1 protein-coding gene is annotated in these 219 nt (G+C 71.2%); it reads left to right on the top strand.

The window, feature by feature from the left end:
- Positions 1-21 precede the first annotated feature (21 nt).
- Positions 22-219: hypothetical protein (locus AA75_RS28370; protein WP_149038425.1), on the top strand; the 198-nt coding region annotated here is incomplete at its 3' end.

Below are 219 nucleotides of genomic sequence, written 5' to 3'. Positions count from 1 at the left end.
TCGGCCGAGCTGATCGCGAGCATGGACGACGAGAGCCTGGGCGCCTTCGGCCCCATCGCCCACAGCTATCCGCTCGGACAAGCGGTGTCCGACGGCGTGATCGCGCCCTACCGGATCGTGTGCGTGGACGTCGCCGATCCGGTCCTCCAGGGCCTGGAGCAGCGGGGTGCGAGTGAGATGTCGGTGGAGTACCGGGGCGCCCGCCTGGCGGCCCTGCAG

Origin of the sequence: Kitasatospora sp. MBT63 (assembly GCF_000710465.2) — a bacterium.
Classification (GTDB): domain Bacteria; phylum Actinomycetota; class Actinomycetes; order Streptomycetales; family Streptomycetaceae; genus Kitasatospora.
The sequence above is the reverse complement of the archived record's forward strand: the minus strand, read 5'-3'. Positions and strand labels throughout refer to the sequence as shown.